Source organism: Vibrio genomosp. F6, assembly GCF_005146325.1.
In the GTDB taxonomy this organism is placed as follows: domain Bacteria; phylum Pseudomonadota; class Gammaproteobacteria; order Enterobacterales; family Vibrionaceae; genus Vibrio; species Vibrio cortegadensis.
On sequence record NZ_SYUT01000022.1, the window covers coordinates 1 to 22,648 of the forward strand.

The 22,648-nt window shown below is 43.6% G+C and carries 23 protein-coding genes, 1 pseudogene and 1 riboswitch; of the genes and pseudogenes, 14 read left to right on the forward strand and 10 right to left on the reverse strand.

Annotated elements, in window-relative coordinates; all coding sequences use genetic code 11:
• Positions 1-68 precede the first annotated feature (68 nt).
• Positions 69-500 (forward strand): c-type cytochrome, encoded by a 432-nt coding sequence (locus tag FCV43_RS07945; protein ID WP_136994745.1) that lies wholly within the window; start codon positions 69-71, stop codon positions 498-500.
• A 10-nt stretch (positions 501-510) separates the two neighbouring features.
• Positions 511-996 (forward strand): enoyl-CoA hydratase, encoded by a 486-nt coding sequence (locus FCV43_RS07950; RefSeq protein WP_136994747.1) that lies wholly within the window; start codon positions 511-513, stop codon positions 994-996.
• Positions 997-1,075: 79 nt separating this feature from the next.
• Here the strand turns inward: FCV43_RS07950 and FCV43_RS07955 are convergent, their stop codons facing one another.
• On the reverse strand, positions 1,076-2,176 hold the full coding sequence (locus tag FCV43_RS07955; protein WP_136994749.1) for a hypothetical protein: 1,101 nt from the start codon (positions 2,174-2,176) through the stop codon (positions 1,076-1,078).
• 278 nt (positions 2,177-2,454) lie between these two features.
• On the opposite strand from FCV43_RS07955, the gene FCV43_RS07960 reads away from it, so the two are divergent.
• Together FCV43_RS07960 and FCV43_RS07965 are read left to right on the forward strand one after the other, a co-directional pair.
• Positions 2,455-3,558, forward strand: a complete 1,104-nt coding sequence (locus FCV43_RS07960; protein ID WP_136994751.1) for a DUF3541 domain-containing protein — start codon at positions 2,455-2,457, stop codon at positions 3,556-3,558.
• Positions 3,559-3,635: 77 nt separating this feature from the next.
• Positions 3,636-4,172 (forward strand): GNAT family N-acetyltransferase, encoded by a 537-nt coding sequence (locus tag FCV43_RS07965; RefSeq protein WP_136994752.1) that lies wholly within the window; start codon positions 3,636-3,638, stop codon positions 4,170-4,172.
• Between the two features lie 27 nt (positions 4,173-4,199).
• On the opposite strand, the gene FCV43_RS07970 is transcribed toward FCV43_RS07965, so the two are convergent.
• From FCV43_RS07970 to thiD, 8 genes and pseudogenes are all read right to left on the reverse strand, one after another.
• Entirely contained in the window at positions 4,200-5,639 is a 1,440-nt protein-coding gene (locus tag FCV43_RS07970; protein WP_136994754.1) for a coniferyl aldehyde dehydrogenase, read from the reverse strand.
• A gap of 123 nt (positions 5,640-5,762) precedes the next feature.
• Positions 5,763-6,380, reverse strand: coding sequence for a thiamine phosphate synthase (thiE, locus tag FCV43_RS07975; RefSeq protein WP_136994756.1), 618 nt, complete (start codon positions 6,378-6,380; stop codon positions 5,763-5,765).
• 103 nt (positions 6,381-6,483) lie between these two features.
• Complete coding sequence (gene thiM / locus FCV43_RS07980; RefSeq protein WP_136994758.1) at positions 6,484-7,269, reverse strand: hydroxyethylthiazole kinase; 786 nt, start codon at positions 7,267-7,269, stop codon at positions 6,484-6,486.
• Positions 7,266-7,970, reverse strand: coding sequence for a thiaminase II (gene tenA / locus FCV43_RS07985; RefSeq protein ID WP_136994760.1), 705 nt, complete (start codon positions 7,968-7,970; stop codon positions 7,266-7,268). Before tenA ends, thiM begins: the two co-directional genes overlap by 4 nt.
• 50 nt (positions 7,971-8,020) lie before the next feature.
• A complete protein-coding gene (locus FCV43_RS07990; RefSeq protein ID WP_431188285.1) occupies positions 8,021-9,007 on the reverse strand; it encodes an ABC transporter substrate-binding protein in 987 nt (328 codons plus the stop codon).
• A gap of 122 nt (positions 9,008-9,129) precedes the next feature.
• A pseudogene (locus FCV43_RS07995) lies at positions 9,130-9,840 on the reverse strand (ABC transporter permease); the annotation flags it as partial.
• Positions 9,841-9,919: 79 nt separating this feature from the next.
• Entirely contained in the window at positions 9,920-10,768 is an 849-nt protein-coding gene (locus tag FCV43_RS08000; RefSeq protein WP_136994763.1) for an ABC transporter ATP-binding protein, read from the reverse strand.
• Positions 10,755-11,621, reverse strand: a complete 867-nt coding sequence (gene thiD / locus FCV43_RS08005) for a bifunctional hydroxymethylpyrimidine kinase/phosphomethylpyrimidine kinase (protein WP_136994765.1) — start codon at positions 11,619-11,621, stop codon at positions 10,755-10,757. Before thiD ends, FCV43_RS08000 begins: the two co-directional genes overlap by 14 nt.
• Positions 11,622-11,689: 68 nt before the next feature.
• A riboswitch (TPP riboswitch) is annotated at positions 11,690-11,788 on the reverse strand.
• Positions 11,789-11,960: 172 nt separating this feature from the next.
• Between thiD and FCV43_RS08010 the strand changes: the two genes are divergently transcribed.
• The 6 genes from FCV43_RS08010 to FCV43_RS08035 all read left to right on the forward strand — a co-directional run bounded on the left by FCV43_RS08010 (position 11,961) and on the right by FCV43_RS08035 (position 16,582).
• Positions 11,961-12,704 carry a sulfite exporter TauE/SafE family protein gene (locus tag FCV43_RS08010; protein ID WP_113800088.1) on the forward strand — a complete coding sequence of 248 codons (744 nt, stop codon included), beginning with the start codon at positions 11,961-11,963 and terminating at the stop codon, positions 12,702-12,704.
• Positions 12,705-12,839: 135 nt separating this feature from the next.
• A complete protein-coding gene (locus FCV43_RS08015) occupies positions 12,840-13,511 on the forward strand; it encodes a DUF2057 family protein (protein ID WP_136994767.1) in 672 nt (223 codons plus the stop codon).
• 121 nt (positions 13,512-13,632) lie between these two features.
• The gene (locus FCV43_RS08020; RefSeq protein ID WP_136994769.1) at positions 13,633-14,184 is read left to right on the forward strand and encodes a GNAT family N-acetyltransferase; all 552 of its coding nucleotides are present in this window, start codon (positions 13,633-13,635) and stop codon (positions 14,182-14,184) included.
• A gap of 249 nt (positions 14,185-14,433) precedes the next feature.
• Positions 14,434-14,805, forward strand: coding sequence for a GntR family transcriptional regulator (locus tag FCV43_RS08025; protein ID WP_136994771.1), 372 nt, complete (start codon positions 14,434-14,436; stop codon positions 14,803-14,805).
• A complete protein-coding gene (locus tag FCV43_RS08030; protein ID WP_136994773.1) occupies positions 14,802-15,725 on the forward strand; it encodes an ABC transporter ATP-binding protein in 924 nt (307 codons plus the stop codon). Before FCV43_RS08025 ends, FCV43_RS08030 begins: the two co-directional genes overlap by 4 nt.
• The gene (locus FCV43_RS08035; RefSeq protein WP_136994775.1) at positions 15,725-16,582 is read left to right on the forward strand and encodes a hypothetical protein; all 858 of its coding nucleotides are present in this window, start codon (positions 15,725-15,727) and stop codon (positions 16,580-16,582) included. Before FCV43_RS08030 ends, FCV43_RS08035 begins: the two co-directional genes overlap by 1 nt.
• 105 nt (positions 16,583-16,687) lie before the next feature.
• Here the strand turns inward: FCV43_RS08035 and FCV43_RS08040 are convergent, their stop codons facing one another.
• Entirely contained in the window at positions 16,688-17,584 is an 897-nt protein-coding gene (locus FCV43_RS08040; protein WP_136994777.1) for a LysR family transcriptional regulator, read from the reverse strand.
• Between the two features lie 156 nt (positions 17,585-17,740).
• Between FCV43_RS08040 and FCV43_RS08045 the strand changes: the two genes are divergently transcribed.
• The 4 genes from FCV43_RS08045 to FCV43_RS08060 all read left to right on the forward strand — a co-directional run bounded on the left by FCV43_RS08045 (position 17,741) and on the right by FCV43_RS08060 (position 22,520).
• Complete coding sequence (locus FCV43_RS08045; protein WP_136994779.1) at positions 17,741-18,139, forward strand: RidA family protein; 399 nt, start codon at positions 17,741-17,743, stop codon at positions 18,137-18,139.
• Positions 18,140-18,202: 63 nt separating this feature from the next.
• Entirely contained in the window at positions 18,203-19,663 is a 1,461-nt protein-coding gene (locus FCV43_RS08050) for an aldehyde dehydrogenase family protein (RefSeq protein ID WP_136994781.1), read from the forward strand.
• Between the two features lie 87 nt (positions 19,664-19,750).
• Complete coding sequence (locus FCV43_RS08055; RefSeq protein ID WP_136994783.1) at positions 19,751-20,749, forward strand: membrane dipeptidase; 999 nt, start codon at positions 19,751-19,753, stop codon at positions 20,747-20,749.
• Between the two features lie 136 nt (positions 20,750-20,885).
• Positions 20,886-22,520, forward strand: coding sequence for a BCCT family transporter (locus FCV43_RS08060; RefSeq protein ID WP_136994786.1), 1,635 nt, complete (start codon positions 20,886-20,888; stop codon positions 22,518-22,520).
• Positions 22,521-22,648: the final 128 nt, after the last annotated feature.

Below are 22,648 nucleotides of genomic sequence, written 5' to 3' on the forward strand. Positions count from 1 at the left end.
AACTATTGTTGTGTAAATTACTTTCGTCGACAGAGGTCATCAACGAAAAAAACATAATGGGAATACATATGAAAAAACTCACTATTGCATTACTTGTCACTCTACCTGCTTTTGCAAACGCTCAAAGTAGCCAAAATATTATTGATACGAGACAGCACTCTTTTTCTTCAATTGAAAATAAAACAGAACAACTTGAAGAAGTATTAGACAAAGACAAGCCTGATTGGACTGAAGTGGTAACCATAAGTGAAGAATTAACCCACCATAGCACTCAACTACGGGCTCTCTTTCCTGAAGGAAGCAGTGAAGGCAGCAAAGCAAAAGGGACAATTTGGGAAAAACCTGAAAAATTTAATAAGCTGATGATGGAAATGGACCAAGGATTCAAAGACTTATATCAAGCCAGCAAGAATCAAGATCTCAACTCAGCACAAAACGGGTTAGAACAAGCACAAGACACATGTAATAGCTGTCATCGTAGCTACCGTTCACGCTGGTAAGGAGTGGATCATGCAGATAACCAAACACAAAGCGATTGAACTCATATTTCTTGTTGGGATCATTATGTATGTTGGAGGCATATTGTCTCATATCGTCATAGCAAATGTTTTAGACCACAACAACTTACATGCCATCTATTATACGGCGCTTTATAAAGAGAAAAGTGCCTATATTCTTATCCTTCCGGGGCTATTGCTGAAGATTGCAGCCACCGTACTGGAATCAAAAAACTATGATCCCAAACCTCTGTGGTTAAAAGTTCAATACGGTTGCATGGCATTTTTAACCATCAATGCTATCTTTTTCCTCTTTCCTATGATGCCAACAATGACCACATTAGCGGCGCAGAATTTGGATGTTGGAAAGATAACGGCAGCATACCAAGATGAAGCGGCTAAAGAGATGATAATTGGTATTTCAAACGCCCTGCCTCTCCTTATCATGGTGGTACTCAGCGCACTCGGCAGTAAACCCTCACAAGCGTTACCGCGATAATTTTTTATGTCCTATGAATATAAAAAAGGCTAACACATATCCTGTGTTAGCCTTCGTTCAATATTTTGACATCGTTAAATCATAAAAACTCTGTCACAAATTGATAGGTATCCATCTCTTTTCGAGTCATATAATGCGCACCACTCGCTGGCGCAGAATCAAGAGTGTAAATATAGAAACTCACGCCCTTATCGCCAAGCATTTTAGTAAAATATGTCGCTTGTTTACGATGACTCACATTCGTATAAGGAAAATCCTTTGCTGTCTTCGATCCTTCTCCCCAACTGTGTACACCAATCTGTTGATTTTTTTCTAGCTGATTTGATGAGTCACGGATCTCAAGAGTTCGCTCAACACCCGCACTAAATAGATCTGTTCCACCCGAAAATACAGAGCCAATTGAACTAACTTTGGTTTTCATTTTGCTATCGCGAATCAATAAACCTGTGTACATATTAATTTCATCATCACCAGAACCACCGATATTGTTGTTAAACACAAGGGTCACAGAATCCGGAAGACCGCTATTTACAATCCCTTGTAGATTAAAATAAGTGGTAGCACCTAAAGTTGAAAACCGTTTTTCTGCGCAAACGCCACCACACACAATTTGACGAGTGTAATCTTCAAAGGCAAATGACGTTCGAATTTCCATTCCAGCAGCGGTTACCAAGGGAGTCAATACTGTCGACCCGATGCTTTCCCAATACTCTATCGATTCTGTTGCATACTCTAATTGCACTTTCTTTTTCGCGCCCGATTCAGCCATAGGAAATAGCGTCATATCGCCAGACTCTGTCTTTAAGGAGTTATCGCACTTAAATGCATCAATATCGCTACCACTCTTATAAATCACACAAATGGCATTGGGATTATCAGAATCTGCGATAAAAAGAGTCACCTTCTCGCCATCATTACTTTCCAACTGAAGTAACTTGCCACCTGAGGCTTCATCGGCATAATTGAGCTTATTATATTCACGATCATCCACACTCAGTACGACCGACTCTAATATTTCATTTCGCTCGACCAAAAGTTTCTGTTTATCTGCTGTGCTAAATACGTAATCCGCCTTGGGTAACGCGGCAGTACCAGTGTTATTACTGCTCGAGCTACTATTACAGCCATAAAGACCAAAAAGAAGAGGCAAAATAGCCACTTTTAAACAACGAGAAAACATACTGCACCATAAGATTAATGAATGATTGATGCAGCTAACTATATAGATTAGCAGATAGAATAACTGTCGCTAAAGTGTATTCAATTGTCTCGCTTTGTAAGTACAATATTGAATATTAACTAGCGGATCGCAACAAAGGGATAACTCCTTCTCCTTTGCATTTGTCATTTAAATATCTCAATTTTAGCTATAAACCTCACCTATCCTTGACCTAGTTTTTACATATATTCATCAATGAACTGATATAGTTAGCCTCCCGTAATGGCAGGACTCATCAAATGACACTTTCCAAAATCACACTCTGTATTTTACTCAGTACTTCTACTTTTTTTAGTGCCTATAGCAGCGCAGCTGAATCATCACGTATTACCGATATTGAGTTTGAACAATCCGCCCAAATTATTCGTGACACTTACGAACCTGAGCTTTTTACTCTGCCGGCCTTCAAAGAAGGACACTACGGTTTACGTATGTTTCGTCAAACCTTAGATGACAAATATTCTGCGGCGATTTGGAGTGACCTCGCGCGTGTTGCAAGCCGACTCAACCATTTTTCAACGGAAGTACATACGCCTGAACAGATCATCCTATATTCAGAAAAACGTCTTTCTGGTTACGTAGGGGATGATGATGAGCGCAGCATGCGCCGTTATACCGCAACCAAGCATATGCCTGAATATCTGTATTTAGGGGTCGACCTATTAGGTTCAATGGCTCGGGCAAATGAATATGGTTTACAGCACCGCGACGATAAAAAACTGCGCCAAGTGATTCGTCGATATGATTTCAGCCACTATGCGACCAATGAAGAGATGATTAAAGCGTGGGCTGCTCAACTGGCGAACCAAGTCTATTGGCTACGTCAACTTGGCGAACAAGATGTCGTTGAAGCATTCACGGATTCCTTTAAGAAAGCCTACCCTGATGCCAATGATAAAAAATTATCAAAACAGCAATATGGCAATAAACTGTACGGCATGACTCATATTATTTTCGGTGACTCAGAGTATTACCAGCACCAAGTAAATGAACAAGACCACCAATGGATATACGACTATTTCCGAGCGCACATTGACACTATTTTGTTGCGAGCAAAAGAAGATGTCATAGCCGAAGTGGGGATCACATTCTTACTTGCGGGATTAGAAGATGATCCAGTGGTATACAAAACCCGCAAAGCCATTCAAGCTTCAATCGATAAAGAGAAAGGTATGATTCCATCGGTCACGGGTGACTTTGATCTGAGCTATGGTGAGCACCGTAATGTTCTCGCCATTATGCTGCTCGACTGGCAAAAAACCAATGAAGCGCCAACCTTCCTCAAGCAACCCCAAGTCTTTAAACGCTTGCCTTTTGGATTAGAACAAGACATAACTCACTAATAAGCTAGAATAAATAGACGCCCTGAATGATTAAAAAACTCAGGGCGCACCAATTATCAGTCAGAGTTAGAACCATTATGAGCCAAAATCACTCACAAATTGCCCTCCGCCTTCTGGACAAACACGATGTTAAAAACTTACTGGCATTTGAGTTAGATAATAGAGATTGGTTTGAACAATTTATCGATTCCAGAGGGGACGAGTTTTATACACGAAGGGGACTCGAAGAGCATATAAGGCACTGCTTATCCCAATATGAGCAGAACTTGATGTATCCAACATTGATCATTGACCAACATGGAAAGATTTGTGGACGAGCCAACATTCACTTTATCGAACACGTCACTAAGCGTGGCGCAATAGGCTATCGCATCGGGCAGAATTTTTGTCATCAAGGTATTGCCAGTCAAGCGACTCGTTTACTCATTGAACATGCAACAAATCACCTTCAACTTAAACAGTTGGCTGCTTTTGCATCCGTTGAAAACCTTGCCTCACAACGCGTGCTGGAAAAAAACGGCTTTGTGAAAGCGGGAATCAAAGAAGAATTTACTTTAGTTCAAGACCAAGTATTAGATTGCTTTGACTACCGCCTATCACTGACAAGCTCTTAATCACCTGCCATCAAAACCGAACCTTACTTATCGCAAAAACAGGGTCTTAATTAATTTAGACAATAACTTTTTCTGAGTCAGCATCCAGTGGCTTCTCGGTAACCAAGCTGGCGTTTTCAGTACTGTTTTTGCATTTGAGAAAGCATGGAAACCTTCAATTCCGTGATAACTCCCAATACCCGACTCACCAATACCACCGAATGGAGCGTCGTCTGCCGCAACTTGTAAAATAGTATCGTTAATCGCTACGCCACCACTGTGCGTACTATTCAGCACTCGGCTTTGAAGTTCCTTATCGCTGCTCATTAGATACAGAGCAAGGGGTCGTTGATGGCTGTTAATGTATGTAATGCACTCATCCACATTTTTATAGGTCATAATTGGCAATATTGGCCCAAAAATTTCGTCTTGCATCAGTTGCATTGAATCATCGACATCCGTAACAAAGTGCGGCCACATTTGGCGAGCTTCACTCAATTCACCTTCTATCGTCGTGATCGTCGCGCCTCTGTCTTTTGCATCGTCAAGGTAGGAGTTCAATCGTGCAAATTGTGCCTGATTGATAATATTCGTTATCTCTCTGCGCCCTTTTTTCTCTTTAAACGCCTTTAAGAAACGTTGTTTGTAGATCTCAATAAACTCATTCTGCTTTCCATCAGGCACAAAGACATAATCAGGGGCGACACAAATCTGACCTGCATTACTCGATTTACCAAACATAATCGCATCAACGGCACTTTTTAAATCAGCATCTTCACCGATAATAGTTGGCGATTTCCCACCTAACTCTAAAGTAATCGGCGTTAAGTTTTCTGCCGCGGCTTTTGCCACTAATCTCCCAACCGCTGTCGAACCCGTAAACAGCAAATGGTTGAACGGCAAACGACTGAATTCAGCGGCAATAGCGCCATCCCCTTCAATCAAAACCACTTGATCAGGAAAAGATTTAAAGATTGAACGCAACACTTGATTGGTTGAAGGTGTGAATTCACTTAATTTCACCATCACTCGGTTGCCCGCCGCTAACGCCGTAACTATAGGCGCAATACTTAGCACAATTGGGAAATTCCACGGAACAATAACGCCAACTACACCCAATGGCTGATAGTGAACACTTACTGTTGATGGAGTAAGTAGTAATCCAGCATGACGACGAGAAGGTTTCATCCACTTTGGTAATTTCTTAATGGTGTAATTGATATGTTGAATGGCAGGCATAAGATCGCACACCATAGAATCAAAGGAGCTACGGAACCCATAATCCTCAGATAAAGCCTCTATCAACGCGGGACGGCTTTTTAGCACATTCGCCTTTAGTTGCTGTAGTGTTTCGATTCTCACCTGCTTATCTGGGTAGCAATTGCCTTGATAAGCTTGGGTAAGATCAGAAAAGTGACGCTCAAGCGAAGACACCTCTAGCGAACCATCACTCACCTGTACATTATCAATCTGTGCTTGCGCGTTCATTCCAAATTCACCTTATTATGTTTTCCTGTATTCAAGTAATAATGCCTGATCCGATGAGTTGCAAGTTATGAGCTCACAATTGCAGTAATATTGACCTGAAAAACACAATCTTGCTCGCTTAGGCTAGATTCCAATTTGTGCTAATAACTCTTGAGCAGATTGTTTGGGAGAGTCAGCATGACAAATAGCAGAAACTAGCGCGATACCGGCAACCTTGGTCGCCACGACCGCATCAAGGTTGTCTGAATTAAGCCCACCAATCGCAACAATCGGTAATGCACTTTTGCTCACGGCCTGAGCTAATCCACTAATTCCCCACTCTTTATTGATATTGGTTTTGGTCGGTGTGGCAAAAATGGCACTTAAACCAATGTAATCAATAGGCAATGATTGTGACTCTTGTAACTGCTGCTCATTTTCAACCGACAACCCTAGTATCTTATCCTTTCCTATTAGTTGCCTTGCGATCTTAACGGGCATATCAGATTGCCCGAGGTGAACCCCATCAGCATCCACAGCAAGTGCCACATCAACCCGGTCATTAATAATAAGAGGGACATTTGTTCCTTCGAGCACAGTTTTTACTGCTTGAACCCGTTGAATAAATGACTGTATATCTCCATGTTTTTCACGCACTTGGATCATGGTTACGCCACCAGCAACCGCCTGTTCAACGACATGCTTCAATGTGTCGATATCTTGTTGATCATCGGTGACTAAATATAAACGGTAGGGATTCATTGTTATTTCGCCTTGTTTTTAAGATCAGCTTCCACTTATTTTAAACTCAATCAAAAAGCCAGAATCGCTTGATACTGACTTTTATTATCACTGAACATTCTGATTAAGACATTTTCAAGCGTTCGATCAGCGTTGCGCTATCCATCTGATACAAATTATCGAGCAAATTAACCTGTAAACTTCCTGGGCCTTTCGACTGCTCTGCGGCTATTTCACCTGCTACACCTAATATCGCAGCAGCGGCAACGCCAGACTCATCACCAACAGCAGCAAAAGCGCCAGTCAGCGCGGTTAGCGTGCATCCCATTCCCGTCACATACGGCATCATTGCGTCGCCATTATTTAGTTGCGTTTGACCTTTTGGAGTGATGATATAATCTGTCGCACCAGAAACCACAACACTGCACTGGTAGGTTTCAACGAGATAATGCGCCGCCCCTAATGCCGCATCACTGCTGTCTAGCGCATCGACACCTTTACTTTGTCCCTCTTCACCCGCCAACGCGATGATTTCAGAAGCATTACCACGAATGATCAACTTCTTAGCCTTTTTTGCTATTTGACGAGAAACCTCTGTGCGTAACCCACTCGCGCCACAGCCAACCGGATCAAGAACCACCACTTTTTGGTATGTATTAGCTTGCTCAACAGCAAATAACATTCGTTCAATCCAAACGCTGTCTAACGTACCGATATTAATGACTAACGCCCCTGAGAACGACATCATCTCTGTCATTTCTTGGCGTGAATGAGCCATAATAGGCGAAGCTCCAATAGCCAAAAGTGCATTAGCCGTATTATTCATCACCACGTAATTGGTAATGTTCAGCACTAGCGGTTTATGCTCACGCAGTGCATCAAGCGCCTTTACAATTTGTTCTGCATTCATAGGTTCACCTCAGCGGTTTTGTCTTGTATCTGCTCACATGTTTTTGCGTCTAAGCCTTGTTGCCAAAAAGCAATTTCCATTCGGGTGGCGGTTTTAAATACATCGATTAAACGACGTCCACGCTCGCTGTTAATATCAATATCAGCCAGTAACTCATCAATATGCAATGCACCTTTAGCGACACCTTGTTGAAATTCATCTCCGCTATAAAGCTCTATCCAACTGGCATAAGGGTTACCTTCTAATACCGTTTTCTCACTAGCCATCAATTGTCGACCAATGAGTGCATAACCGAGTGAGCACGGTGCCAAAGCCGCATAAAGATCGACAATATCACCCGACATTCCTGCATCGAGTACGTAGCGGGTATAAGCCACAGTTGCAACATCTTCCGGTTCCGCTTCTAAATCCGTTTCCGTCAATCCCCAATTGGCGCAATAACTGACATGGTGAGCAATTTCTGAATCAAGCAGCGCATGAACACTAGGCAGAGCTTTGCGCATATCCGCTAAAGTTCGAGCCTTATAAATCGCCAATGCGTATGCACGAGCGTACTGCTTCAAAAATAGAAAATCTTGCTTTAGATAATGCAGGTAACAGTCTGCATGTAAGGAACCACGTCCTAACTGTTGAACAAACGAATGCTTGGTATAAGCGTCCCAATCCTCTTGGCATGCCTTGATTAGATCTTGATGATTCATCGAGATTTCTCACTCTTTTTAATGATGATTGATTGCGAAAAAAAATAGGATTACTCAAAAGTGGGTACGTAATCTTTCGCTTTAGGCTGAGATTGGATGATATTTTGCGAATACATAAACTGCGCATAATCGTCGTAACGCTTCAAATCAACAGCCGATGGTCGCAGTGCAAAGCGATTCAACGTATCGTTCCACGCGCGCTTATTCAGTTCATTATTGAGCGTATCTGGCGCATAAGCGACGAACTGCGTCCAAGACTCTTGAGGATGATTGACGATATAAACCGTGGCTTGCTCTAAGGCTTTATTGAATGCTTTTATTGCTTCTTTATCGTAAGTGTTTGCATTCGCAACAAATACCAATTCATCATAAGTCGGCACGCCATGTTCTTCTGGGAAAAACGCTTTCGATTGATAACCTTCTAATGCCAACTGATTGGTTTCAAAGTTGCGTAAACCGCCCCAAATCGCATCCACTTTTCCTGCGGCTAATGACGAAGACAATGCCCACCCAACGTTGATGATCTCAACATCTTTATAGTTCACACCACTGGTTTGCAGCATGGTGCCAATCGTCGCCTCTTCATTGCCCGCTATCGCGATGCCTATTTTCTTCCCTTTTAGATCTGACATGTCACCAATCTTGTTATTGTCGAGCACCATCAGCGTATTCAATGGCGTAGCGATCAACGTTGAGGCGCGAATAAGTGGCAAGCCCGCTGCGACATCAATGGTTAAATTAGGCTGATATGAAATCGCTAAATCCACTTTATTAGCTGCAACGAGCTTAGGTGGTGTGCTTGGATCAGCAGGCTCCTGTATCTCGACTTTTAAGCCTTGCTGTGCAAAATATCCTCGCTCTTTCGCAATCACAATCGGGCCGTGGTTTGGGTTCACAAACCAATCAAGCATCAATGTCAGCGGCTTAACTTCAACGTTCTCGTCAGCTTGAACGTTCACAGAAAGTAATGTAGTCGCAAGCGCAATAGCACTCATAATCGTTTTCTTTTTCACTGTTTTTCCTTCTTGTATTTCCATATTGGTAATCTATTCATGAGCGGCTTAGCTCATTCATTTTCGTTGTAATAAGGCTTCAAAACTGCAACCTGAGCGATTCATATTCCGATGATGCACGCTCCTTGAATCGCACATAATGGGGATCACGCTTCCCACGGGATCAGTTTCTTCAAAATGAAATCGGCACAGAAATAGAGTGAGACAGACAACGCTGAAAGCACAAACAGTGCAGCAAACATGTCATCTATCATCATCCGAGCATTGGTCTGTAACATCAGATAACCCAAACCTTCACTTGATCCCACCCACTCTCCCGCAACCGCGCCAATCGGGGCAATCACCACAGCTACTCGAATGCCGGAACCTAAAGTAGGCAGCGAAGCAGGCAATTGAATATGGCGTAGCATTTGCCATTTGGTTGCGCCCATGGTTTTAGCCAAATCAAGATAGCCAACAGGAGTGTTACGTAATCCGTCATAGCAGCATGTCGTCACAGGGAAAAAAATGATCAACGCCGCCATGACGATTTTTGATGCAATGCCATAGCCAAGCCACAGCATAAGTACGGGAGCAATCGCGAATACTGGAATGGCTTGGCTAGCAATGAGAATTGGGAGTAACCAACGTTTTACCGGTTTAAATAACAACATCTGTAACGCAAATAACAACCCCATAGAAAGCCCTAAAAGCAGGCCTAAAATGATCTCTTGCGCTGTTACGAAGGTATGTTTAGCCAATACGTCAGAGCGTTGAATTAAGCTATTAAAAACATCTAACGGGGCTGGAAGAATAAAAGGAGGGGTCTCAAAGATCACCACTATCGCTTGCCAAAGCCCAACGATAACCACTCCAGAAAGCAGCATTCGAAACAGTAGATGAGGGAGATGCAGGTTATCAAGAAGACGTCTGGAGACCAATCGTAGTTGAGCCGAACTATTCATAGTCACTCTCCAACTGATCTATAATGCACTGCTGTAACTGAGCACAATTGGAATCAAACTTTCTTGGCATTTCAGAGTCTGGAACAGACAAAATATCGGCAATGTTCAATGATTGCGCGAAAGCAGGTGTGCCTTGAATAATGTATAGCTGATGCGCTAATCGAATCGCTTCTTGTGGATCATGAGTGATCAATACCACTGTTTTATCGGAGAGCAGCTCATATGCAAGATTTTGTAATCGATAACGAGTGACGGCATCCAACGCTGAGAAAGGTTCATCCATTAACACAATCGGTTTGTCTTGCATTAAAGTTCGAGCTAAAGCAACTCTCTGGCGCATACCACCCGATAGCTGCTGAGGCAGAAGTTGAGCCTTGCCTGCTAATCCCACTCGGTTCAGTAGATCTAGAGCTTTAGCTTGCTGATGTTCAAAGGCTGAAGATCCAAATTTATCACTCAGCAGCACATTATCTAATACCGACAGCCAAGGCATCAGCAGATCTTGCTGAGCCATATACGCAATATGACCATCAATTGCGATAGCTTGAGAGGCTTTATCGTTACCGCAGAGTTTAAGCTCACCACGCCACTCAGCTTTACCTTCTAACAGCCCCGCAAGGTAGCGAAGTAAAGAACTTTTCCCACAACCACTGCGCCCTAAAATACACGTCCACTGTTTTATTGGCATACGCATATTCAGCCGAGAGATTATCGGCTGTTCACTATCTCGGTAACGTAAATAGCCCGATATAATGTCTAACCATTCCCCAGGTTCAACACTGAGAACCGAGCGATTAAGCGATGCTTGAGCTGGCGCGTCCTGCATATTAACGGACATCATTATGACCATCAAAGAAGTGGTGAACGGGACCATGTCCTTGGCCAATATCCAACTCATCGGCATGAGCGATGGCTAAAGATATATATTGCTTAGCCAACTTAACCGCACTGAGTAGATCATTACCTTGTGCTAAATATGAGGCGATTGCCGATGATAAAGTACATCCCGTGCCATGAGTATTATGGGTATCTACTCTTTTTGCACTCAAACGCTCAACGCGATCGGAAAAGATCAGCAAATCATTACTATTCTCATCGCACTCTAGATGACCACCTTTGAGCAGCACTGAGTTCGCACCCAACTGTCGTAGATCAGCAATCATCAAGTTCATTGCATTTTCATTGGTTGGAATAGAACTACCAATCAGAGCGGCACCTTCAGGAAGGTTTGGAGTGATCACATCAGCCAGTGGGAGCAGTTCTGCTTTTAGCGTACTGATCGCTGAGTTCTCTAACAGCAAGTCTCCACTGGTCGCGACCATTACAGGGTCAACCACGACAAATTGTGGTCGATACTGCTTAATCTTTGCGGCAACGGTTTTAATGATTTCAGAATCAGCCAGCATCCCGACTTTAACGGCGACAACATTTAAATCGGTGAAAACCGCATCTAACTGAGTTTCAATATGATCAATTGGAATGGGGAAAATGGCCGAAACGCCGAGTGTATTTTGAGAAGTAATGGCCGTTATTACCGAACAGGAATAGCTGCCTGTGGCCGACATCGCTTTAATATCAGCTTGAATTCCCGCGCCACCGCCGCTATCAGAGCCTGCAATAGTCAACACAATCGGAGTGGTAGAATCAGGTAATATTTGGGAAGAGAAATGTGATGGTATATGAGAATGTGACATAAAAGCTCCAAGACTGATGCAAGGAACTCTCTGGCTAAAAAACAGACGAATGTTGGGATCGATTCATCATTAGCAAGACTATAGTTCCCTACGCCAGTGTTAACTGAATCAGGTTCAACGGGTCTCGCAATTGCGATCTCAGCCTAATGGCCCCCCGACTATGTAAGCCGCGATAATAACAATTTTTCTAAAAAGGGCAATGTTTATAGCGACGAGTATCGATATAAAAGTAAAACTGACAACAACTTAACTTGTGAATAGTTGCAACTCGTCGCACAATCCAGCTTCATCTCAACCACTATTTGCTCTCTGTTATAGAGGCTATTTTAGAGCTCACTTATGGATCTTATTCTCAGTCCCACTTTTTTTGCTTTAATCCTTGTTTTTATCTTTGCGGCGATTGTCCGCGGCTTCTCTGGCTTCGGTTTCACGCTTATCGCTCTGCCCTTGAGTGCTCTGTTTGTGCCTGTCATAAAACTGGTTCCGGTATTTATGCTTATCGACTGCCTAGGTAATATTCAACTGCTTCCGAAAGTCAGAAGGTCGGTGGATTGGTCTTGGGTCGCACACGTTTTTATTCCTTGCCTTGTGTTTACTCCGGTAGGGCTATTGCTGCTCACTTCGGTTGATCAGCAAACCATCATCCTAATCATCAGCGGTTTCATTTTTGCTTCTGCTTTCATGATCCAGCGCGGTTTTCAGTACTCGAAAAAGAGTCGAGTTGCTCCTCTCATTTTAGGCAGTTTAGCCGGAATCATGAATGGTGCGGCTTCCATGTCTGGCCCACCAATTGGCACTCACGCATTAGCCAGTCCATTCTCACCTATCGTGGCAAGAGCCTGTTTAATCGCTTTCTTTGTGCTAGCTGATTCGACTGCTTTTATCTCTGCGAGTGTCGCTGGCTTAGTCGATTGGAATACCGTCATTCTTACCCTTGCTCTATTACCAAGCAGCATGTTTGGCGGAGCCGTTGGAACGAAATTATTTGATAAATATGGCGCAGCAAAGTTCAAACCCGTCACTATTGGTTTATTGGTGGTCATTGCGAGTTTCAGCGTGTTACGGGTGGTGTTTAATTCTTAGTCAGGCTCTCTTGGTCAGCCTTGTGTAAATTTTTCACTTATTCGCGGCAATTTCCAAGCCTGATCATTGCATTCACTCATTTTACGAGGCAGGCTGAGAGCGATCATAAGTTATTGAAACGGAATAATATTGGATATGAACATTCTTAAGCCTATCTCAGCTGCACTTCTTATCGCCACTAGCCATTTTGCACTAGCCGACGTAACCTTAAATCTTCCTTCTGACGTCACTCTCTTAGCCGTCAATATGGAAAAGCCACAAACCTCAGGAAGTTTCTTCTCTTCGGTGACCAGTGCAACTTTAGAAGATGGACAAAACCAGATCGTTTTCCGCTTTGAGCCCTATTTTGACAAAGGGAATGAACGCAATAGTGTGAGCAGCGATGTTTATATCGTCACTTTTGATGAAGCGAATACAAAATTAGACTTTGTCCTCCCAAAATACCGAACTGAACGTGAAGCAGAACGTGAAATCGGAAACATGGAGTGGTCGTTGATCGACGAGAAAGGCGAAACCATTTCAATTAAAACCGACAAGCTGAAAAAAGACGGCATGCAACTTGGTCGTAACTATGTTCGTGAATCAGAGGATTATAACCGTGCCGGAGGCATTGCTTCTATCGGTGTTGTCACCACTGTCGTGACGCTTCCAAAAGCAAAGACAGAAACCGCGACAAAACCAGTCGTTGTAACACAAGCGGAGCAACCACAAATTGACAGTACTGCTGAAGAAATGCTGCATTTTTGGTACAGCAAAGCTGATGCTGACACTCAAGCACGCTTCAAAGATTTCATCAATAAGAAGTAACGTTAGCACTCAGTAAAATACCATCAACTGTCTGTTTAATTTAAATTTTATCAAGATAGTAGAAAAACAACTGGCTTCCTGTTAGCTTGAATTATTCAATAATGAATAGTTAAGGGAAGCCATGTTTAGCCTAAAAATTGATGATGAATTAGAATTAGTACTCGTACAAGAATCCTTCGCTTCACACTATTCTGATATTGCTTGCAGCCAGAAAGAGTATTTATCTCAGTGGCTCGCTTGGCCTCCTCACTGCCAAAGTGAACAAGACTTTCGTATTTTCATTCAACGATCTCTCCACGATTACGCTGAAGGAAAATCCATGACTTGTGCCATTTGGTATCAAGGACGTTTAGTTGGAAATACCAGCTTTAATAGCATTGATCATAGCCTGCAAAAAGTGACCATTGGTTACTGGTTGTCTCAAGATGAGCAAGGCAAGGGGATCATGAGTCGCGTGGTCAAAAAGCTAATTAGTATCGCTTTCGATGAGCTTGATATGCAAAAAGTCGAGATTTCCGCTGCTGAAGGTAACAAACCGAGCCGAGCTCTGTGCGAACGTCTTGGCTTTAAGTTAGAAGGGATCATCAGTCACAATGAAAACCTCAATGGTCGCATTGTTGATCACGCCATCTATGGGCTCAGCCGCGACCAACAACCTTCGGCTAACTACTAACTACTAACTACTAACTACTAACCACTGAATCGCAATATTCCAGACAATAAAAGCAGAAGCCTCAAGCTTTAGGGTTCTGCTTCTTACTACTCTAAAAACTGATCAAGTTATCATCTCGCCTACACCACAGCGTTGACCCACTAACTATCTTTTTTCAAAAAATAGCTTGCAATTAGGCGTTACAAGTATAGTGTTATACTTATATATAACACCAACCAAGTTAATCACGCGATTACGCAGAGGTAAGAAATGACGGACTGGCATGATAATCAGCCAATCTTTCGTCAGTTAAGTGAAAGGATTACTGAACAAATTCTGCAAGGTATTTGGTTAGAGGGGCAACCGCTTCCATCAGTAAGAACCGTGGCAGCCGATTTAAAGATCAATCACTTAACCGTAATGAAAGGCTATCAACTCCTTGTCGATGAAGGGTTGGTCGAAAAAAGACGTGGGCAAGGGATGTTTGTCGCTTTGGGGGCATTAAAGACTTTAAAAGAGAGACAAAAATCAGATTTTTTTGAACAACAGATCCCGACGATTGCGGCAACGTTAAAACAAATTGATATGCCCTTAGATGAATTCGTACAACAGCTAAAACAGCACATGACAGGTGAAAAATGAATCCTTTAGTAAGTGTACAGCACGTTTCTAAAAGCTATGTTTCTAAAAGCTATGTTTCTAATAGCTATATTTCCAAGAAACCTGTATCTAAAAGCAATGCTTCTAAGAGCAGCAACAATGCACTGCACGATGTAAGCTTTGAACTGCATGCAGGACAAGTATTAGGCCTACTCGGTCACAATGGCGCAGGAAAATCGACATTAATTAATGCACTGCTTGGCGCTCACCGTTACCAAGGTGAGATCTCTGTTAATGGTTGCCATCCCATTGATCAACACGCAAAGCTTATGGAGCATCTTGCCTATATTTCTGATGTGAATGTACTGCCAGACTGGATGAGTGTGGCACAGCTACTGAAATATACATCAGGCGTGCATCCAAGCTTTGATATTAAAAAAGCCAAAGCAACATTAGCCAAAACAGAGATCAAACCCTCTAGCAAAATCAAAAGCTTATCAAAAGGGATGAAGGTTCAATTGCATCTGGCAGTTGTGATTGCGACTGACACCAAAGTGCTCATTCTCGATGAACCGACTCTTGGCCTTGACCTTCTCTACCGCGATACTTTTTACCGTCATTTGCTTGAATGGTTTCACGATGGAGAACGCACACTGATCATCGCAAGTCATGAAGTTTCTGAAATAGAACATCTGCTTACCGATGTTTTGATCCTAAAAAATGGAAACGTTGTGCTGCAAGATAGTATGGAAAATGTCGATGAGAACTACTTCATTCTTGAAGCAAATAGTACCCATAATGATGAAATCCGTAAGCTAAATCCTATTTCGAGCCAAGCCGGATTAGGTTCAATGAAATGGTTACTGAAAGCAGAATACAAAACCCAAGTGGCTAATTTAGGTGATATTCATACTGCCAATTTAGCGGATTTATTTATTGCTCTGCAAAGAGAGGAAGCGTAATGCATTCAAGTTTTTATATGATCGAAAAAGAGCTGATTGAGCATAAGATGATCACGCGCGTTCCTCTGTTTATTTTGGCATGTGGTTTTCTGATTTTTATCAGCTTATTAATGAACACTAACATCCAAAGCAACTTATTCTACGAAATGCAAGTTAGTGGCGACATCAGTGACATTCACCAAGGTTTTGCTTCAAATATAAACCTCTTCATCGCTTCTGCTGCTGGGCTAGTCTCTCTCGTATTGTCGTCTTTATACCTACCTAAAACGCTGAGAAAAGAGCGCCAAGAAGGTAGCTCCATGTTCTGGCGTAGCATGCCCGTTTCGCACTTAACCACCCATATCGTTAAGCTCGTATTTGGACTATTGGTCATCCCCGTTATCTGTTCAACACTCGTGCTTGCGGCAGATCTATCACTGTGGGTTATCAACCAAGTCAGTGATCAGCAACTCTCGCTTCTTATAAATCAAGAATCCGTATTTTATGTGTTGTTTAATTGGTTAGGTTTCTTAGCCAGAATGGTCGTTGTTGCATTAGCGCTTCTACCTTTAGCTTGCATAACCCTAATGATTTCACAAGTTGTCGGCTCCCCTGTCCTAGTCATGGTCGTAGGTGGTTATGCCCTCAAATGGCTATCGGTTTATCTGTTTGGTTTTCATGGAATCAGTGAGTTTTTCAATGCTGTTCTGTCTATTCCTTTGAAAGCGCTCTCGCCAAATCCTTTTAGCGGTTTCACGGAGGCAGGAATCGTTAACTTAGTGGTTTACTACGCACTCGGTGCTGGAGGATTAGCGGTCAGTTTAATGCTGAGTAAAACTAATGAGCCATCTCTTAAAGGCTTATTCTCAGGTCACTAATCGCCTGTTCTCATCTAGATATAAATAAAGATCAGCCAGTGTTCATCGCATTGGCTGATTTTTCATTTCAGGAGGCTGATTAACCAAACTGTCTCCGATTCAAAGCTAATTGAGTTCAGCATCATCCGTATAATTTAAATATTGCAGACATAGGTCATGAAAAGCTTGCGCTTGGGGGGAGATGGTTCGATCCGCTAACCGAAATATTCCAATTTGACGTTTAAGTGGCGGATCAATTAATGGGATCCACACTAACCTTGTTTCATTGGTTGGGAAAGCTAACTTAGGTAGAGTGGTCACTCCAATCCCAAGCTCTAATACAGAGAACAGAGAGGTAATATTCTCTACGGAATAGAGTGCTTGCTCACTTAACGCCCGAGCTGGTGTAGGGTCAAGAAGTGTGCACGTACCATTGCGGATAAACGGCTGTTTCAACAATGTATGCCATTCAATTCCATCACTTTGAGCAGCGATAGGGTTATCTCTCAAACACACCACCCCAATGGGATCGGATATCAAAGGTGTGAAATCAATCGCACCATCATCTAAATGAGAGCTATTGCCGAGTGCGACATCAACCTCTCCTGACAATAACCTTGCTTCTACTCCAGCCGCATTATCGTCGACAAGGCTCACCTCCACATTAGGATACTTTTCACAAAAAGCCCCAAGCACACTCGGAATCAGTTTCGCTGCGACCGAAGGCACGCTGGCGATCCTAACTCGCCCTTGTTGCCCTGCTGCGGCGGCACGCAAATCATTATCTAACGCGCTATACACATTCAAAAATTGGGTGATTTTGGGTACGCATATTGCTCCAAAAGGCGTCAACGTTGATTTATTTCCCGATTCAAAAAGTGATTGTCCCAAAATTTTTTCAAGCTCTTTGATTGAAGTGGAAAGTGCCGCTTGAGATCGATTTGCACGTTTAGAAGCGGCGCGGAACCCTCCTTCTTCGACAACTAAAGAAAAATGTTTTAATTGTTGTAGCTTAATACTCATCTGCCCATCTCCCTACAGCCCTTTATATTCCTCACTCCAAGCAAGGTGATAAGTTTTATTTATCAAATGCACAAAATTTACCGTTAGATTTATCAAGTGTCAACGGGCAATATTTAACCACATTGAAACATAGTTGTTACAAAGTTGGATAAAACCGTGAGCACTCAAAATAAAAAGCACCCAGTTAAGACCTCTCTTTTTGCATCAAAAGCACCACTAGAATGGGCTGTAGTTAATAACGGCACACTTTATACCGCACAAATTCCTATCGACGATACAGGAGCGGTAGTGGAAGGAGGTATTGAAGCTCAAACCCGTCAAACCTTTAACAACCTTATTCACACATTGGAATGCGCAGGCGAATCATTAGATTCCGTTCTGCAAGTGCTGATTTACGTTACTGATCGTGAATACCTTCAAACCGTTAATCGTATTTATGCTGAGCATTTTAATGCCCCCTATCCAAACCGCGCTGCGATTGTCGTTGCAGGGTTAGCTCGTGAAGAAATGCTGGTTGAATTTGTCGTTTATGCCGCCGCTTCTCAACCAGAATAACCACTCAATTGATTGTTCGGCTGCCAGACTCAAACACAGCCTCACCGTTACAAGGACAGAATGATGACTCAAATACAAAATCTACCAACAGAAAATGCTCTCTATATTGCTGGAGAATGGCAATCAGGGGTTAGCACCGTTGCGAATATCAACCCGTCTGATATTTCAGAAAACTTAGGCAATTTTGCTCAAGCAAGTGAAGAGCAAGTTCAACACGCGATTTCAGCCGCAAAACAAGCACAGCCTGAATGGGAAAAAACACCAATTGAACGTAAGCAAGCGGTACTACAAGCGATTGGCGATGAACTGATTGCCCGTTGTGATGAACTTGGCACCCTACTTTCTCGTGAAGAAGGAAAACCGTTTGCTGAGGGTCGTGGAGAGATTTACCGTGCAGGCCAATTCTTCCAATACTTTGCTGCGGAAGTGCTTCGTCAAATCGGGGACAGTGCCGATTCAGTAAGACCTGGCGTTTCAGTTGAAGTCACTCGCGAAGCCGTTGGCGTCATTGCCATCATCTCTCCTTGGAACTTCCCGACTGCGACTGCCGCTTGGAAGATCGCCCCTGCTCTCGCCTTTGGTAACAGCGTTATTTGGAAACCCGCTAATTTAACCCCTGCCAGTGCGGTCGCATTGACTGAGATTATCCATCGCCAAGGGATCCCAGCAGGTACATTTAACCTTGTGCTAGGTAGCGGCTCTAAGGTTGGAGATGCACTCATCAACTCAACCGAAATCAATGGTGTCAGCTTCACCGGCTCTGTCGGCACAGGCCGTAAAGTCGCCGCTGCAACTGCACCCAACTTTGTCCGTTGTCAGCTAGAGATGGGCAGTAAGAATGCGCTGGTTATTGCCGATGATGCCGACATTCAAACCGCTGTCGACGCAACAATTGCAGGCTCATTTTCAGGTGCAGGACAAAAATGTACCGCTTCTTCTCGCCTAGTGGTAATGGATGCTATTCACGATCAATACGTTGAAGCTCTCATCAAACGCATGAGCGAATTAAAAGTGGGTCACGCATTAGAAGATGGCGTCTTCATGGGGCCAGTTGTGGACGGTAATCAGTTAGAAGCAAACTTCGGTTGGATCGAAAAAGCACGTCAAAGCGGCGGAGAACTCGCATTTGGTGGCGAACGTTTACATCTAGAGCATGAGGGACACTACATGTCTCCAACGCTGTTCCTGAATACCAAAAATAGCTGGGAAGTGAACCAAGAAGAGGTCTTCGCTCCAATGGCAAGTGTCATCCGCGTATCAGATCTCGACGAAGCTATTGCCACCACCAACGATACTCGATTCGGCTTAACTGGCGGCATTATCACTCAAAGCTTACGCAGTAGCGCTATGTTCAAGCAACAAGCTCAAACCGGCTGTGTCATGGTTAACCTACCGACAGCAGGAACGGATTATCACGTCCCATTTGGCGGACGTAAAGAATCAAGCTTTGGACCTCGCGAACAAGGCCAATACGCAAAAGAGTTCTACACCGTGGTGAAAACCGCCTATCAACGCCCTTACTAATTACGGCTCGGTGAAATTCTAGCTCGGTGGTATCTCGGTATACCACCATCACCCAACGCAATTAAGACTGTTTATTGAGGAGTGGTTATGTACCAGCAACGGATTGTTATAGACGGATTACAATACTGCAATTGGAATCGCGAGTATTTCCAAACCCTAAAAGCCAGTGGCATTACTGCGGTTCATGCCACCATGGTGTATCACGAAAATGCCCGTGAAACACTCACCCGCTTCGCTGAGTGGAACTTAAGGTTCGAGCAAAATTCCGATCTCATCCTGCCTATCCATTCAATGGCTGATGTAGAAACAGCAAAACAGCAAGGTAAAGTTGGCGTTTTTCTTGGGGCACAAAACTGCTCTCCTATTGAAGACGAAATTGGCCTCATCGAAGTGATGCGTAAGCAAGGGTTGTTAATCATGCAGCTCACTTACAACAACCAAAGTCTATTAGCGACGGGTTGCTACGAACAGAATGACACTGGCATTACTCGCTTTGGGAAACAGGCCATACAAGAGATGAACCGAGTGGGGATGATTGTGGATATGTCTCACAGTGCTCAACGTTCCACTCTTGAGGCGATTGATCTCTCATCTCGCCCAATTTGTATCAGCCACGCCAACCCTACTTTTGCTCATGAAGCACTGCGTAACAAATCAAACGATGTAATTAAAGCACTGACAGCACGTGGCGGCCTTATTGGCTTCAGTTTATACCCATTCCATTTACCAAATGGCAGCCAGTGTACTTTAGAAGATTTTTGCCAAATGGTCGCGACAACAGCCGACATGGTTGGTGTTGAACATTTGGGTATCGGCAGCGATTTATGCCTGAACCAACCACAAGCAGTACTTGAGTGGATGCGCAATGGGCGTTGGTCGAAAACAATGGATTATGGAGAAGGTTCAGCAAGTAATTCAGGCTGGCCAGACTCACTACCTTGGTTCTGCGGTAGCGCAGGAATGGAGAATATTTATAACGGATTAATACGTCACGGATTCAGTGAAACCGAGGCGGGACAAGTACTGGGTGAGAATTGGTTTAACTTCCTCAAACATGGGCTAGAGCCTATGTCACAAGGGAAATAGCCTATTTCGTCATAGCCGTAACCCAAACATGGAACAGCCTGTCTCACACAAAAATAATAGGACAGGTGTTAAGTAAACACACATCTTGTCGCCCTCAACTATAGGGTGGCGACAAAGAAACCTCTGGAGTCAGAGTATGTCTGATTTAACCAATAGCGTGAAAACTTCGAACTTAGAAGCGGCGACTCTTAATGCTTCGCTATCTGCGGGGAAAAAGAGCCAGTCAAATGCATCAGCCACATCAAGTATAGGAAATGAATCCACATCAGATAAGTTAGGCCTGAATAACCCAGCCTTTTGGTACAGCGGCGGTTTCATTGCCCTATTCGTTGCCATCGCTTTATTTGATGGGGAGTTACTATCAAGTCTGGTGAATTCCGGCTTTGCGTGGTCAGTGAAAGTCTTTGGCCCATATTGGCAAATATTGCTACTTCTAACCTTTTTAATTGGCATTGGCTTGGCAGCAGGACGAACGGGCAAGGTTGTTCTGGGCGGTATCGCGAAACCAGAAATGGACGCATTCCGCTGGATGGCAATCATCTTCTGTACCCTGCTTGCTGGCGGTGGCGTATTTTGGGCAGCCGCAGAGCCTATTGCGCATTACGTCAGTCCTCCTCCACTTTATGGCGCGCAAGAAGATGCACAACAAGGTGCCGTTAACGCGCTGTCGCAATCTTTCATGCACTGGGGATTTCTCGCTTGGGCAATTGTAGGCAGCTTAACGTCGATTGTGGTCATGCACCTACATTATGACAAAGGCTTACCGCTGAAACCTCGCATTTTACTTTATCCCGTTCTCGGTGAGCGAGCTCTAAAAGGTCAAACAGGCGCATTGATCGATGCATGTTGTATCGTCGCGGTAGCGGCTGGAACCATTGGTCCCATAGGGTTCTTAGGTTTGCAAGTGAGTTACGCATTAAACGCACTGTTTGATATTCCTGATGGATTCACCACTCAGCTGATCATCATTCTTTTCGCCATTGTTTTATACACTTTATCAGCACTGAGTGGCTTGAACCGAGGCATGCAAATGCTAAGTCGCTACAACGTGATCCTTGCGATGGCTCTGATGATCTACATTCTGATTTTTGGCCCGACGAACTTTATCTTTAACGGCTATATCCAGGGCGTTGGCAGTATGGTGGATAATTTCATTCCGATGGCGACTTACCGTGGAAACGAAGGTTGGTTGAGTTGGTGGACAGTATTCTTCTGGGGTTGGTTCCTAGGTTATGGCCCGATGATGGCGATCTTCATTGCTCGAATCTCACGTGGTCGCAGTATTCGCCAGTTGGTGACGACCATTAGCATCATTGCTCCACTTGTAACCTGCTTCTGGTTCACGATTGTGGGTGGCTCTGGCTTAGCATTTGAAATTGCAGAACCGGGTAGCGTGAGCAAAGCATTTGAAGGGTTTAACTTACCGGGCGCACTACTGGCGGTGACTCAGCAGCTCCCATTCCCAATGCTTATTTCCATTCTGTTTTTGATTTTGACCACCATTTTCATTGTGACAACAGGTGACTCAATGACCTACACCATCAGTGTTGTGATCAGTGGTGAAACAGAGCCCAACGCAATCATCCGAACCTTTTGGGGCGTAATGATGGGGGTAACAGCACTGATATTGATCTCCCTAGGATCTGGCGGAATATCGGCACTGCAATCCTTCATTGTTATCACCGCAGTACCAGTCTCATTGATCTTATTGCCCTCACTTTGGAATGCGCCGCAAATCGCTATCAAAATGGCAAAAGAGCAAGGCTTATAACAAAGAAAAATAAGAAGAAGCGAAGGTTGGGATGAAATACCGAAGGCGGGATCACTCGCCTTCGTACTCAACTAACAGCAATAGAAAACACGCTGAATAGTGAACAAATTAGTACTCCTAATCTTGTG

Coding starts and splice junctions, on each gene's coding strand:
- FCV43_RS07970 (WP_136994754.1), bottom strand. CDS start 5,639: ATGAACGCGCAAGCACAGATTGATAATGTACAGGTGAGTGATGGTTCG.
- FCV43_RS07990 (WP_431188285.1), bottom strand. CDS start 9,007: ATGGAAATACAAGAAGGAAAAACAGTGAAAAAGAAAACGATTATGAGT.
- FCV43_RS07965 (WP_136994752.1), top strand. CDS start 3,636: ATGAGCCAAAATCACTCACAAATTGCCCTCCGCCTTCTGGACAAACAC.
- FCV43_RS07955 (WP_136994749.1), bottom strand. CDS start 2,176: ATGTTTTCTCGTTGTTTAAAAGTGGCTATTTTGCCTCTTCTTTTTGGT.
- FCV43_RS08015 (WP_136994767.1), top strand. CDS start 12,840: ATGAACATTCTTAAGCCTATCTCAGCTGCACTTCTTATCGCCACTAGC.
- FCV43_RS08030 (WP_136994773.1), top strand. CDS start 14,802: ATGAATCCTTTAGTAAGTGTACAGCACGTTTCTAAAAGCTATGTTTCT.
- FCV43_RS08000 (WP_136994763.1), bottom strand. CDS start 10,768: ATGATGTCCGTTAATATGCAGGACGCGCCAGCTCAAGCATCGCTTAAT.
- thiD (WP_136994765.1), bottom strand. CDS start 11,621: ATGTCACATTCTCATATACCATCACATTTCTCTTCCCAAATATTACCT.
- FCV43_RS08055 (WP_136994783.1), top strand. CDS start 19,751: ATGTACCAGCAACGGATTGTTATAGACGGATTACAATACTGCAATTGG.
- FCV43_RS08060 (WP_136994786.1), top strand. CDS start 20,886: ATGTCTGATTTAACCAATAGCGTGAAAACTTCGAACTTAGAAGCGGCG.
- FCV43_RS08050 (WP_136994781.1), top strand. CDS start 18,203: ATGACTCAAATACAAAATCTACCAACAGAAAATGCTCTCTATATTGCT.
- FCV43_RS08010 (WP_113800088.1), top strand. CDS start 11,961: ATGGATCTTATTCTCAGTCCCACTTTTTTTGCTTTAATCCTTGTTTTT.
- FCV43_RS08040 (WP_136994777.1), bottom strand. CDS start 17,584: ATGAGTATTAAGCTACAACAATTAAAACATTTTTCTTTAGTTGTCGAA.
- FCV43_RS08035 (WP_136994775.1), top strand. CDS start 15,725: ATGCATTCAAGTTTTTATATGATCGAAAAAGAGCTGATTGAGCATAAG.
- FCV43_RS08020 (WP_136994769.1), top strand. CDS start 13,633: ATGTTTAGCCTAAAAATTGATGATGAATTAGAATTAGTACTCGTACAA.
- FCV43_RS07960 (WP_136994751.1), top strand. CDS start 2,455: ATGACACTTTCCAAAATCACACTCTGTATTTTACTCAGTACTTCTACT.
- tenA (WP_136994760.1), bottom strand. CDS start 7,970: ATGAATCATCAAGATCTAATCAAGGCATGCCAAGAGGATTGGGACGCT.
- FCV43_RS08025 (WP_136994771.1), top strand. CDS start 14,434: ATGACGGACTGGCATGATAATCAGCCAATCTTTCGTCAGTTAAGTGAA.
- thiM (WP_136994758.1), bottom strand. CDS start 7,269: ATGAATGCAGAACAAATTGTAAAGGCGCTTGATGCACTGCGTGAGCAT.
- FCV43_RS07950 (WP_136994747.1), top strand. CDS start 511: ATGCAGATAACCAAACACAAAGCGATTGAACTCATATTTCTTGTTGGG.
- FCV43_RS07945 (WP_136994745.1), top strand. CDS start 69: ATGAAAAAACTCACTATTGCATTACTTGTCACTCTACCTGCTTTTGCA.
- thiE (WP_136994756.1), bottom strand. CDS start 6,380: ATGAATCCCTACCGTTTATATTTAGTCACCGATGATCAACAAGATATC.